Raw genomic sequence first — 13,978 nt, 5'->3', positions numbered from 1 at the left:
ACCCTATAGAGTAGATAGCATGCCTAAAGAATTTTCACCTTGAAAGTCCAAGTCTAGAAACTTTTTCCTTCCATCCCTTATAATCCCAATCCTATTTTTTGCTTGAGTCTTAAGAGTGCACTGCTCATACTGTAAAAATTGTTAAATAATATATAAGTTTAATATGTTAACTTCTCTTATTCGCAAATATTCTTCATTTACCTATTTAAATGTCACTCAATTTTTGGGGGCACTTAATGATAATATCTATAAGTTATTGATTGTTTACTTCTTAATCGATCAAGAAGGGATTGAAAATGGACATAAGATTTTAGCTTTAACAGGAGCTATATTTGTACTGCCCTTCCTGCTATTTTCTGCCTTTTCAGGCGTATTAGCTGATCGTTGTAGTAAGAGAAATATTATCGCCTTCACTAAAATTTTAGAATTAATGGTTATGACGCTAGGTATCTTAGCTTTTTGGTATGAAAGTCGCTGGGGATCTTATCTTATTCTTTTTCTGATGGCTGCTCAAACTGCTTTATTCGGTCCCTCCAAATATGGAATTTTACCGGAATTAGTGCCTCATGATAAGATTTCTAAATCCAATGGGCTGATGGCTTCTTTTACTTTTTTGGCTATTATATCGGGTACGTTTTTTGCCTCTTTTCTGGTAGATATTACGGGAAGAAATTTCATTGTGGCTGCTATATTTTGCACGGTTATTGCTTTAGTGGGGGTCATTTCGAGTTTTTGTATTGAGTATACTCCTCCGGCAGGCTCTTTGAAAAAATATGATGCTCGATTCCTATATGACATTTATAGCAACTTAAAGCTTGCTAGTTTGCATCCTTCATTATTAATGGCAGTATGCGGCTCTGCTTTTTTTCTATTCTTAGGCGCTTTCGTCCAACTTAACATGATCCCCTTTGCCACCCAATCTCTTCATCTGACTGATATTCAAGGCGGCTATTTATTCCTTTTAACAGCTTTAGGAATTGGAACGGGATCAGTAGTGGCTGGAAAAATATCTGGTAAAATGGTGGAATTAGGGCTAGTTCCTATTGCAGCCTTAGGAGTAGCCATTAGTTGTTTTATGATTGACTTGTTCTCTCATAATCTCGTGATGGTGATGGGGCTAGTGATTCTAGTAGGTTTTTTTGGGGGAATCTATGAAATACCTTTAGATTCTTATGTGCAAGTTGCCAGTCCTAAGAAAAATAGAGGACAGATTGTGGCAGCCACCAACTTTTTAAGTTATATCGGCGTGCTGTGTGCTTCAATTATGTTATATTTGACAGAAGAAATGTTAAAATATAGCCCTGATAAAAGCTTTAGCATTATTGGAACCATTACCTTGTTTATTACGGTGCTAATTGGCTATCAGTATTTCGATTACTTAGCTCGCTTTATTGGGATGATTCTTTCTCGTTTACATTTCCAAGTAAATTATTATGGTCTAAAAAACATTCCTGAGACCCCTACTATTTATGTTTGTTCTCATACCGCATGGAATGACACTTTGCTGATGCTAGGAGCACAGCGCAGGAGATTGCGTTTCTTTATTGAGCAAGAACAAGGGCATAGCAGTAAGTTTATGCGTCGGCTTTATCGTTTATTACGTGTCGTTTTTATCCCTGATATTGAGCCCCTAGAGAGAAATACAGCATGCTTAATGGCAATAAAAAGGACGCTGGACAAGGGAATCTCAGTATGCATTTTTGTGGAAAATGAAGCCATTGAAGAAGAGATCGAGAAGTTAAAGCATTCTTATAGCTTTAGAAAAATTTTAGATGAAACTTATTATTCTATCGTTCCCGTCATTATTTCTAAAGGGATGAAAGACAAAAAGGCTCGTTGGTTTGTCTCGCTGATGAAAAAGTTTCGTGTTCCTGCTTCCCTTGCTTTTAATACTAAAATACCAGGGGAACAGCCCATACCCGAAGACTTTGAAGATGAACTTTGTTTAGTTACAGACTAAACATATTTTGGTGGCAACGGTTTTTTAGACAGTTTTTTGCAAGATTAAATAAAAGCTCATCTTTTTAAGTTTTGTGCGCAGCAATATTAATCTTTCTTTTCTACAATTTAATTCAAATTTTAGGCAGTTCGAAATGATTAAAGGATTTTTTGCCCTGAAATAGGGCTCTAAGAGAGCTTTTTCTCAAAAAATGCTATATTTTCTCTACCAATAGATTATTATAGAGCTCTTAATTTCTTGCAAAGTTTACTAGGAAACCAAATAAGCTACATAACCAACAAGGCCATCTTTTTAAATTCCGCTTTAGCGACGAGCTTAATCAAAATCATCCTCTTATTTTAAGCTATCTTAAGTTGATAGAATGAAAGCAGCTAGAAGAAGAATTTGATAAGCTGTTCGCAGAAAGTGTAGGCCAACCAGCAAAATCTGTAAGGTTAGTTATGGGCCTCCTTATCTTGCAACATTTGTAGAGAATTTCTAATGAAAATATATTGGATAAAGGGTTAGATAGTTCTTATAGGCAATACTTTTGTGTTTATGATTTTTGGCATCATGCGGTACCTACCTATCCACCCTACTTCTTTAATTTAGCTAAAATTCTGATACCATGGTTGCCTGGCATGCTATTATTTAAGTGGAGGCATTGATTAGGAGAAGCTGGACTTGTTACGGGAAGCATTTAACAGTTTACATTTAGCAAGTTGCATACATCCTATGGCAGCTTTTGACAAAGCTTGGGCTGATACGAGGCTGCTTCTGGTGCATTTTGGTGTTCACTTAGATTATTCATCATTTCCATCTTAGTAGGAGAACGCTTCCTACCTACCTTTGTTTTTATATCTCGATCCAAAAACTCATCCGGCGTAATTCTGGGCAATAACTAGGCAAGTAAATGGGACAAACGAGCATGCTTTTTATCTAATTTAAGCCATCTTCCTTTTACTTTTTTTGATTTATGAGCTGTATGCTGATCAACAATCAAAAAAACTTTTTTAGTCGCTTGATAAACCAACCTTTTCAAAAATTTGAGAAACATATTTTCGTTAAAATTCTCGTGAAATACCATAAAGCTTAACTGCCCTAAAGTGGTAATCTTTGAGATGATGCTATAAGAAAGTCGATTTCCTATACGCTTTACAACTGGCGTTTTTCCTTTTATTCCGTAGTTTTTTCCTGCATGATATCCCATCTCAGCCCCATCTCAGCCCCATCTCATCGCCCCAGTGAATGGTTGCTTTTTTACGTTTTGCTTACTTACGAATTAAAGGATATTTTACCTGAAGCCACTTATTAATCGTTTGGGGATTTTGCTCAATTGCCTTACGAGCCGGTTTTTTGGGAGAAAATTTTCATTTAGTTAAATATCTCCTTACCGTTCATTTGGAAAGGCGAATGTAAAATTTTTGCTCCATTAATGACCCAACAGATTCTCTTGTCCAAAGTGAATGGGGCATTCCTACTTCATCTGGGCAAGAATTCTTCACCATCTTGACAATTTGCGTACTTTGCCATGGCAATAGCTGGCTACCTTGTTGAGGACTTCTTTAGCGAATCTCTAGTCCTTTAGCACCTGATTCTAGACAGGCTTTTGCCCACTTCCAAATAAATTGCCTACTCACACCTAATGTTTTCGAGATCGTTATTTAAATAGTTTTATTTAAAAATAGCCTAATAGCTTGGTATCGAAGCTTTTCTTAAATCATCGGCAATAAAAATCGTGCATCTTTTGCTTTCATACCTCCCTCATATAAACTTTAAAATGGCATAATGTAGAGCATTTTATGCTCCGATTAATAGCTGCTAACATAATAAGAGCTTTTGATCCGGAGCGAAGTGCGGCAGAAGCTAGGCGAAATGCTACTTATACGCTTGATTACTTCAGAGGATTGCTAAGTAAGGTATTTGTCAAATAATTTTGATCAGGACATCCTAACTCCATTGTACGTGGGTTGCATTTTTTACATCATGTTTGAGGCTGGCGATGTTAAAAAAATGGTTTTTGGAATAAGTGATTATTTTTGTTGCTGGAGTGAGGCGGCTGAATCGGCGGTTAGCTGGTAATCCCCCTGGTGATAAGGATACGAATTCGTTTGACTTGCTTTTTTAATTTTTTTATATTGTTTTAAAAAATGGAAATGCTGAAAGGCTACCACTACCCAAGGAAATAAAATGCATCCTATCTCTTCCGCATCTATCGAAAGCTTGCCCAATGAATTGCTGCTCCCTATCCTAGAGGCTTGTGTAGTTCCTTCCTTATTTAGCGTCTGTAAAAGATGGCATCATCTGCTGGCTACTGAAGTCATGCCCACTCTTTATAAGCAAATAGGTAAAGTGCATGTTCCTCAAGGGAATGTTAAGGAGCAGGCTCTGCTTGTAGATAGGATTTATAAGCTAAAAAAAAAGCTTTCTGAAACAGCAAAGGTAAATGCAATCTTTAGGCAAATCTTTACTTTAGCCAAGTCTTTTTCTCCTTTGGAATTCAAAGAGAAAACAGAAGAAAAAAGAGGCTTAACGCTGGCTAATTACTCTTCTTATCTCTTAAATATTAATCGCCTTTTACTTTGGAAAAAACTTCCTGGTGGGAAAAAATACTTGAGCCGAGAAGAAATTAAGCACTTACCTTTACAAAAAAAAGGAGAGCTTCTTAGAGATTGGATTGAAGAAAATTGTAAAAACATCAAGACTTTAGATTTATGTAGAGCAGGCTTGACTTATTTACCCTCAGAAATATGCCAATTATCTCAGCTGCAAACGCTTGACTTAAGAGGAAACCAGCTCACCAGTCTGCCTGTAGAAATAGGCCAATTGTCTCAGCTGCAAGATCTTGACTTAAGAGAAAACCAGCTCGCCAGTCTGCCTGCAGAAATCGGTCAGCTGTCTAAGCTACGAGAGCTTTACTTAAATCACAACCAGCTCACCAGTCTGCCTGCAGAAATCGGGCAATTGTCTCAGCTGCGAGAGCTTGATTCAAGCCAAAACCAGCTCACCAGCCTTCCTGCAGAAATTGGGCAGCTGTCTAAGCTACGAGAGCTTGGCTTATTCGACAACCAGCTCACCAGCCTTCCTGCAGAAATAGGTCAATTGTCTCAGCTGCTACAGCTTAAATTAAATCAAAACCAGCTCCCCGCTCTGCCTATAGAAATTGGGCGGCTGTCTCAGCTGCAAAAGCTTAAATTAAATGAAAACCAGCTCACCAGCCTTCCTGCAGAAATAGGACAACTGTCTGAGCTGGAATGGCTTTACTTAAATGAAAACCAGCTCACCAGTCTGCCTGCAGAAATAGGTCAATTGTCTCAGCTAGAAGTACTTGAATTAAATGAAAACCAGCTCACCGCTCTGCCTACAGAAATAGGTCAATTGTCTCAGCTGCAAGAGCTTTGCATAAAGCAAAACCAACTCACCAGTCTGCCTGTAGAAATCGGGCAGCTGTCTCAGCTTACCATGCTTGAATTAGCGGAAAATCCTTTGAAAGATATCGCCGAAAAAATAAGGCAGCGTTTTCAATTGTAGAATGGTTGTAAGTACTTTTTAAATTGAGATGGGCTAAAATGAAATAAAAAACTTTTAGCCACCTTATCTTTAAACGAGTAATCCGTTTTCTTCCGGCAACTAAGCAAGCTTAAACTAACCTACACATTTATAACGTCAAGAAGCTTTTCTTTTTTTCTGAAGAAGCTAGGCGTATTGCATTCCATCATGCGGTAGAAGAATTAAAACATTGCACCAAAAAGAGCCATTTTCTCAAATAAGGCAAAGAATCAATCTCATTCTTTTAGCCAAACTAAAATTGCCGCGTCACTTAATCGCAAAAACCTGTGGCTGCTCCTGAATGCTTAGAAGGTCTCCACTCTTTCCTTGGATCTATCTGAAAAAAAAGCGGTTTAGGTTATCTGTGAGTTGCTTTTCTAGATAAGGATACGAATTCGTTTGACTTGCTTTTTTAATTTTTTTATATTGCCTTTAAAAATAAAAATACTGAAAAGTCATCACTACCCAAGGAAATAAAATGCACCCTATCTCTTCGGCATCTATTGAAAGCTTACCCAATGAATTGCTGCTCCCTATCTTAGAGGCTTGCGCAGCTCCTTCCTTATTTTGCGTCTGTAAAAGATGGCATCATCTGCTGGCTACTGAATTCATGCCTTTTCTTTATAAGCAAATAGGTAAAGTGCATGTTCCTGAAGGAAATGTTAAGGAGCAGGCTCTTATTGTAGATAGGATTTATAAGCTAGAAGAAAAGCTTACTGAAGCAGCAAAGGTAAATGCAATCTTTAGGCAAATCTTTACTTTAGCCAAGTCTCTTTCAACTTTAGAATCTAAAGAGAAAACAGAAGAAAAAAGAGGCTTAAGGCTGGCTAATTACGCTTCTTATCTCTTAAATATTAATCGTCTTTTGCTTTGGAAAAAGCTTCCTGGCGGGAAAGAATACTTGAGACGAGAAGAAATTAAGCACTTGTCTCTAGAGAAAAAAGGGGAGCTTCTTAGAGGTTGGATTGAAGAAAATTGCAAAAACACCATGTTTTTAAATTTATCTAAAGCAGGCTTGACTTATTTACCCCCAGAAATATGCCAGTTATCTAGGCTGCAATGGCTTAACTTAAATCAAAAACAGCTCACCAGTCTGCCAGCAGAAATCGGGAAGCTGTCTCAGCTGCAAAAGCTTTACTTAAATCAAAACCAACTCACCAGCCTTCCTGTAGAAATCGGGCAGCTGTCTCAGCTTACCAAGCTTGAATTAGCGGAAAATCGTTTGAAAGATATTGCAGAAAAAATAAGGCAGCGTTTTCGATTGCGGATTGACCGTAAGTAATTTTTAAATTTGGAGGGGCTAAAATGAAATAAAAACTTTTAGCTATCTTATCTTTAAACAAGTCATCCGCTTTCCTTCCAGCAACTTAAGTAAGCTTAAGCTAACCTATACATTTATAATGACAAGAAATTTCTCTCTTTTTCTGCAGATTGCTAGAGTGGGAGAACAGCCTTTCTTGACAGGAAGAAACTAGGCGTCTAGGCGTATTGTATAATTATTTGAATTCTATTTTTCTAAGGGTATATGTATAATCGATTGGCATGGTATATTCACACGATTTAAGAAAAAAAGCTTTGAATTATATAGAGAATGGCGGCTCAATGGCCACAGCTAGTGAGGTGTTTGGCGTAACAGTTCGCACGTTAACAAACTGGATTAAGCGGAAAAAACAAGGTGATCTAGCTCCCAAAAAAAGACGGCCGAGTCCCAGTAAAATTGATAGTGAAAAGCTAAAATTATATATAAAACAAAATCCTGATGCCTACCTTAGGGAAATAGCTGAGGCATTCGGAGTGACAATAACTGCAGTTTTTTATGCCTGTAAAAGACTGAAAATCACTTTAAAAAAAAGACACCCTTCTACAAGGAAAGAGATGAGAATAAACGAGAGGAGTTTAGACAAAAGCTAGAAAACATTCCGGAAGAAAATAGGATTTACATAGATGAGAGCGGGATAAATGCCTACTTACAGCGCCAGCATGCAAGATCACCTATAGGAGAAAAGATTTATGGTGCTATAGCAGGTCGTTCATTTGCTAGAGAAAGCTTTATAGCAGCTAAATGCAAGTCTAAAATTTTAGCTCCTTTTTGTTATACAGGTACTTGTAATTCTCTTTTGTTTAACATTTGGCTAGAAAAAATATTGATACCCGAGCTTAAAGCAGGACAAGTTCTGATAATGGATAATGCTACCTTCCATAAATCGCAAGCCACTCATGAGCTTATCAAAAAGGTAGGGTGTGAGATTTTATTTTTACCGCCTTATTCTCCAGATTTAAATCCTATTGAAACCTTTTGGGCTAATTTTAAGAAGATCGTGGCAGCAAACTTAAGCAAGTTTTCTACTCTTGCTCAAACCATTGATTACTCTTTTTTAAGTATATGTTAATGAACAGAAATTTAAAATTTAAACAACTATATTTCATCATTCGTTAGAAGAACTAAAACATTGCACCAAAAAAAGCCATTTTCTCAAATAAGACAAGAATCAATCTCATTCTTTTAGCCAAATCAAAATTGCCGCGTCACTTAATCCCTAAAACCTGTGGCTGCTCCTGAATGCTTGGAAGCCCCCCTCCTTTTTTCCTTAAATTTATCTGAAATAAAAGCGTGGTAGGTCATCTGTGAGTTGTTTTTCATTGATAAGGATATGAATTCGTTGATAAGGATACGAATATGTTTGACTTGCTTTTTTAATTTTTTTATATTGCCTTTAAAATAAAAACGCTGAAAAGTCATCACTATCCAAGGAAGTAAAATGCATCCTATCTCTTCGGCATCTATTGAAAGCTTGCCCAATGAATTGCTGCTCCCTATCTTAGAGGCTTGCGTAGTTCCTTCCTTATTTAGCGTCTGTAAAAGATGGCATCATCTGCTAGCTTCTGAAGTCATGCCCCCTCTTTATAAGCAAATAGGTAAAGTGCATGTTCCTCAAGGAAATGTTAAGGAGCAGGTGCTTATTGTAGATAGGATTTATAAGCTAGAAAGTAGACTTTCTGAAACAGCAAAGGTAAATGCAATCTTTAGGCAAATCTTTACTTTAGCCAAGTCTTTTTCTCCATTGGAATTTAAATGGAAAACAGAAGAAAAAAGAGGCTTAACGCTGGCTAATTACTCTTCTTATCTCTTAAATGTTAATCGCCTTTTACTTTGGGAAAGACTCCCTGGTGGGGAAGAATACTTGAACCGAGAAGAAATTAAGCACTTGCCTCTAGAAAAAAAAGGAGAGCTTCTTAGAGATTGGATTGGAGAAAATTATAAAAACATCATGGCTTTAGATTTATCTAAAGTAGGCTTGACTTACTTACCCCCAGAAATAGGCCAATTGTCTCAGCTAACACGGCTTTACTTAAATCAAAACCAGCTCACCGCTCTGCCTGCAGAAATTGGGCAGCTGTCTCAGCTGCAAGTGCTTAAATTAAGCCAAAACGAGCTCACCGCTCCTCTGCCTGCAGAAATAGGGCAGTTGTCTAATCTGCTACAGCTTAACTTAAATCAAAACCAGCTCACCGCTCTGCCTGCAAAAACCGGGCAGCTGTCTCAGCTTCGAGCGCTTCACTTAAATCAAAACCAGCTCACCAGCCTGCCTGCAGAAATAGGTCAATTGTCTCAACTGCAAAGGCTTCACTTAAATCAAAACCAGCTCGCCAGTCTTCCTGCAGAAATCGGGCAGCTGTCTCAGCTGCAAACCCTTGATTTAGATCAAAACCAGCTCACCAGTCTGCCTGCAGAAATAGGCCAATTGCCTCAGCTGCATAAGCTTCACTTAAATCAAAACCAACTCACCAGTCTGCCTGCAGAAGTCGGACAGCTGTCTCAGCTGCAAGAGCTTTACTTATATCAAAACCAACTCACCAGTCTGCCTGCAGAAATCGGGCGATTGTCTCAGCTGCAAACGCTTGATTTAAGCCAGAACCAGTTCACCAGTCTGCCTGCAGAAATCGGGCAGCTGTCTAAGCTGCAAACGCTTGATTTAAGCCAGAATCAGTTCACCAGCCTGCCTGGAGAAATCGGGCAGCTGTCTCAGCTGCAAACGCTTGAATTAAATCAAAACCATCTCACCCGCCTTCCTGCGGAAATCGGGCAATTGTCTCAGCTGCAATGGCTTAACTTAAATCAAAACCAGCTCACCAGTCTGCCTGTAGAAATCGAGAAGCTGTCTAAGCTGCAAACGCTTGATTTAAGCCAGAATCAGTTCACCAGCCTGCCTGGAGAAATCGGGCAGCTGTCTCAGCTGCAAACGCTTGAATTAAATCAAAACCATCTCACCCGCCTTCCTGCGGAAATCGGGCAATTGTCTCAGCTGCAATGGCTTAACTTAAATCAAAACCAGCTCACCAGTCTGCCTGTAGAAATCGAGAAGCTGTCTGAGCTGCGAAGGCTTGACTTAAATCAAAACCAGCTCACCAGTCTTCCTGCAGAAATCGGGCAATTATCTCGGCTGCGAGGGCTTTACTTAAACAACAACCAGCTCACCAGCCTTCCCGCAGAAATCGGGCAATTGTCTCAGCTTAACAATCTTGGATTAAAACAAAACCAGCTCATCAGTCTGCCTACAGAAATCGGGCAGCTGTCTCAGCTTACCAAGCTTGAATTAGCGGAAAATCCTTGGAAAGATATTGCAGAAAGAATAAGGCAGCGTTTTCAATTGTAGAATGGCCGTAAGTAATTTTTAAAGGTGGGTGGGCTAAAATGAAATAGAAACTTTTAGCCATCTTATCTTTAAACAAGTCATCCTCTTTCCTTCCCGCAACTAAGCAAGCTTTAACTAACCTACACATTTATAACGGCAAGAAGTTTTTCTCTTTTTGTGTAGAGTGTTATAGTGAGAAGAACAACCTTTCTTGACAGGAAGAATCTAGGCGTATTGTATTTCATCAGGTGGTAGAAGAATTAAAACAAGGCATCAAAAAGAGCCGTTTTTCTCAAATAAGGCACAAAATCAATCTCATTTTTTTTTTAATCAAACCAAAATTGCCGCATCATTTAATCGCCAAAACCTGTGGCTGCTCCTGAATGCTTGGAAGGTCTCCACCCTTTCCTTGGATCTAGCTGGAAAAAAAACTTTGTAGATCATCTTTGAGTTTTTTCCCCTTTGATAAGGATACGAATTCATTTGACTTGCTTTTTTAATTTTTTTTATATTGCCTTTAAAAAATAATAATGCTGAAAAAGTTATCCCTACCCAAGGAAATAAAATGCATCCTATCTCATCGACATCTATTGAAAGCTTGCCCAATGAATTGCTATTCCCTATCTTAGAAGCTTGCGTAGTTCCTTCCTTATTTAGCGTCTGTAAAAGATGGCATCATCTGCTAGATTCTGAAGCGATGCCTTCTCTTTATAATAAAATAGCCCAGCTTCATTTCCCCAAGGGGAAGGCCACTACCCAGCGAACTCTTATGTTAGCTAAAGTTTATCAACTCGATCATGGACTTACCTCTACCGAAAAAGTTTATCAAGTTTTTAAACAAGTTTTTACCTTAGCTAAATCTATTTCTCCTTTGGAATTTAAAGAGAAAACAGAAGAAAAAAGAGGCTTAACGCTGGCTAATTACTCTTTTTATCTCTTAAATATTAATCGCCTTTTACTTTTGGAAAGACTTCCTGGTGGGGAAGAATACTTGAGCCGAGAAGAAATTAAGCACTTGCCTCTAGAGAAAAAAGGGGAGCTTCTTAGAGATTGGATTGCAGAAAATTGTGGAAATATCGTGGATTTAGATTTATCTAGAGTAGGCTTGACTTATTTACCCCCAGAAATATGCCAGTTATCTCAGCTGCGAACGCTTTTCATAAATAAGAACCAGCTCACCAGTCTGCCTGCAGAAATCGGTCAATTGTCTGAGCTGCGAGAGCTTCACTTAAGCCAAAACCAGCTCACCGCTCTGCCTGCAAAAATAGGACGGTTGTCTCGGCTGAAAGAGCTTTGCTTAAATCAAAACCAGCTCACCAGCCTTCCTGCAGAAATCGGGCAGCTGTCTCGGCTTACCAAGCTTGAACTAGCAGAAAATCCTTTGAAAGATATCGCCGAAAAAATAAGGCAGCGTTTTTCAATTGTAGAATGACCGTAAGTACTTTTTAAATTGGGGTGAGCTAAAATGAAATAAAAACTTTTAGCCATCTTATCTTTAAACAAGTAATCCGCTTTTCTTCCGGCAACTAAGCAAGCTTAAACTAACCTACGCATTTATAATGACAAGAAGTTTTTCTCTTTTTCTGCAGGTTGCTATGCTGTGATAACAACCTTTCTTGACAGGAAGAAGCTAGGCGTATTGTATTCCATCATTCGGTAGAAGAATTAAAACATTGCACCAAAAAAGAGCCATTTTCTCAAATAAGGCAAAGAATCATTCTTCTTTTAGCCAAACCAAAATTGCCGTGTCACTTAATCGCCAAAACCTGTAGCTGCTCCTGAATGCTTGGAAGGTCTCCCCCCTTTCAGTGAATCTATCTAAAAAAAAGCGAGGTAGATTATCTGTGAGTTGTTTTTCATTGATAAGGATACGAATTCGTTTGACTTGCTTTTTTAATTTTTTTATATTGCCTTTAAAAAATAAAAATGCTGAAAAGTTATCACTACCCAAGGAAATAAAATGCATCCTATCTCTTCGGCATCTATTGAAAGCTTGCCCAATGAATTGCTGCTCCCTATCTTAGAGGCTTGCGTAGTTCCTTCCTTATTTAGCGTCTGTAAAAGATGGCATCATCTGCTGGCTACTGAATTCATGCCTTTTCTTTATAAGCAAATAGGTCAAGTGCATGTTCCTGAAGGAAATGTTAAGGAGCAGGCTCTTATTGTAGATAGGATTTATAAGCTAGAAGAAAAGCTTACTGAAGCAGCAAAGGTAAATGCAATCTTTAGGCAAATCTTTACTTTAGCCAAGTCTCTTTCTCCTCTAGAATTTAAATGGAAGACTGAAGAAAAAAAATATTTTACTTTAGCTAACTACTCCTCTTATCTGCTGAATATTAATCGCCTTTTACTTTGGAAAAAACTTCCTGGTGGGGAAGAATACTTGAGCCGAGAAGAAATTAAGCACTTGCCTCTAGAAAAAAAAGGAGAGCTTTTTAGAGATTGGATTGAAGAAAATTGTAAAAATACTACGGCTCTAGATTTATCTAGAGTAGGCTTGACTTATTTACCCCCAGAAATATGTCAGTTATCTAAGTTACAAAAACTTATCTTAAGCCAAAACCAGCTCACCAGTCTACCTGCAGAAATCGGGCAATTGCCTCAGCTGCAAGGGCTTAACTTAAATCAAAACCAGCTCACCAGCCTTCCTGCAGAAATCGGGCAATTGTCTCAGCTGCGATGGCTTTTCTTAAATCAAAACCCGCTCACCGCTCTGCCTACAGAAATCGGGCAGCTGTCTCAGCTGAAAACGCTTTATTTAAACCAGAACCCGCTCACCGCTCTGCCTATAGAAATCGGGCAGCTGTCTCAGCTGCAAACGCTTTACTTAGATCAAAACCAGCTCACCGCTCTGCCTGCAGAAATAGGTCAATTGTCTCAGCTACAATGGCTTCGTTTAAGCCAAAACCAGCTCACCAACCTTCCTGTAGAAATCGGGCAGCTGTCTCAGCTGCTAGATCTTTACTTAAATCAAAACCAGCTCACCAACCTTCCTGTAGAAATCGGGCAGCTGTCTCAGCTGCAAACGCTTCACTTAAACAAAAACCAGCTCACCAACCTTCCTGCAGAAATCGGGCAGTTGTCTCGGCTGCAATCGCTTTACTTACATCAAAACCAGCTCACCAGCCTTCCCGTAGAAATCGGGCAGCTGTCTCGGCTGCAAACGCTTAACTTAAATCAAAACCAGCTCACCGCTCTGCCTGCAGAAATCGGGCAACTGTTTCAGCTACAATGGCTTGAATTAGCGGAAAATCCTTTGAAGGATATCGCCAAAAAATAAGGCAGCGTTTTCAATTGTAGAATGGCCATAAGTACTTTTTAAATCGGAGTGGGCTAAAATGAAATAAAAAACTTTTAACCATCTTATCTTTAAATAAGTTTCCTTCCAGCAACTAAGCAATCTTAAACTAACCTACACATTTATAATGGCAAGAAGTTTCTCTCTTTTTCTGCAGAGTGTTATGGCTGGGAAAACAGAACTGGCGAACTAAAATCTTGATGGTTGTGATAGTACTACTTCATTAAACTTAAGGTGTATCAACAAATATCCTTTTAGAGCAGCCATGAATAGCTTGGCAAAAAGGGCAAATAGCAATGCAAAATAAGCTGTTAATCAATCTTCTTACTTGAGGCAGAGCATGAAGTTTTTTTAACCATTCCTTGGCAGAAAGCGGCTTAAAGTTTTTATCCACCACTCCTAAGGTTTTTTCTTAGCCTATCTCTAATGTTTAGGGTAAAATTTAAAGTAATATCTAGAGGCCAAAAGGGATGATTTTCAGAAATTCGAGCCACAAGGGTTAACTGTCTTTTATCGAACTCTCCCAATAAATCTCGTATTTCTTCATAACCGGCATCA

Annotated in this window: 8 protein-coding genes and 1 pseudogene; 8 read left to right on the top strand and 1 reads right to left on the bottom strand. The window is 38.6% G+C overall.

The window, feature by feature from the left end; all coding sequences use genetic code 11:
• Nucleotides 1–163 precede the first annotated feature (163 nt).
• Nucleotides 164–1,960: an MFS transporter gene (locus TY21_RS08885; protein ID WP_042240293.1), complete on the top strand. Its 1,797-nt coding sequence runs from the start codon at nucleotides 164–166 to the stop codon at nucleotides 1,958–1,960.
• 880 nt (nucleotides 1,961–2,840) lie between these two features.
• On the opposite strand, the gene TY21_RS08880 is transcribed toward TY21_RS08885, so the two are convergent.
• Nucleotides 2,841–3,149, bottom strand: coding sequence for a transposase (locus tag TY21_RS08880; protein WP_042240288.1), 309 nt, complete (start codon nucleotides 3,147–3,149; stop codon nucleotides 2,841–2,843).
• 980 nt (nucleotides 3,150–4,129) lie between these two features.
• Here TY21_RS08880 and TY21_RS08870 point away from each other — a divergent pair.
• From TY21_RS08870 to TY21_RS08840, 7 genes and pseudogenes are all read left to right on the top strand, one after another.
• Nucleotides 4,130–5,470, top strand: coding sequence for a leucine-rich repeat domain-containing protein (locus tag TY21_RS08870; RefSeq protein ID WP_052354487.1), 1,341 nt, complete (start codon nucleotides 4,130–4,132; stop codon nucleotides 5,468–5,470).
• A gap of 496 nt (nucleotides 5,471–5,966) precedes the next feature.
• Nucleotides 5,967–6,770: a leucine-rich repeat domain-containing protein gene (locus TY21_RS08865; protein ID WP_130589666.1), complete on the top strand. Its 804-nt coding sequence runs from the start codon at nucleotides 5,967–5,969 to the stop codon at nucleotides 6,768–6,770.
• Between the two features lie 260 nt (nucleotides 6,771–7,030).
• Nucleotides 7,031–7,399, top strand: coding sequence for an IS630 transposase-related protein (locus TY21_RS08860; RefSeq protein ID WP_130589665.1), 369 nt, complete (start codon nucleotides 7,031–7,033; stop codon nucleotides 7,397–7,399).
• Nucleotides 7,390–7,878, top strand: a pseudogene (locus TY21_RS11120) (IS630 family transposase); the annotation flags it as partial. The gene TY21_RS08860 and the pseudogene TY21_RS11120, both read left to right, overlap by 10 nt.
• Nucleotides 7,879–8,247: 369 nt before the next feature.
• Nucleotides 8,248–10,143 carry a leucine-rich repeat domain-containing protein gene (locus TY21_RS08850; RefSeq protein ID WP_130589663.1) on the top strand — a complete coding sequence of 632 codons (1,896 nt, stop codon included), beginning with the start codon at nucleotides 8,248–8,250 and terminating at the stop codon, nucleotides 10,141–10,143.
• A 544-nt stretch (nucleotides 10,144–10,687) separates the two neighbouring features.
• Nucleotides 10,688–11,554 carry a leucine-rich repeat domain-containing protein gene (locus TY21_RS08845; RefSeq protein WP_130589662.1) on the top strand — a complete coding sequence of 289 codons (867 nt, stop codon included), beginning with the start codon at nucleotides 10,688–10,690 and terminating at the stop codon, nucleotides 11,552–11,554.
• Between the two features lie 528 nt (nucleotides 11,555–12,082).
• Entirely contained in the window at nucleotides 12,083–13,402 is a 1,320-nt protein-coding gene (locus TY21_RS08840) for a leucine-rich repeat domain-containing protein (RefSeq protein WP_197725055.1), read from the top strand.
• Nucleotides 13,403–13,978 lie beyond the last annotated feature (576 nt).

This window comes from Neochlamydia sp. S13, assembly GCF_000648235.2.
Lineage (GTDB): Bacteria > Chlamydiota > Chlamydiia > Chlamydiales > Parachlamydiaceae > Neochlamydia.
Note: the sequence above shows the minus strand (reverse complement) of the source record. Positions and strands in the feature narration are given on the sequence as shown.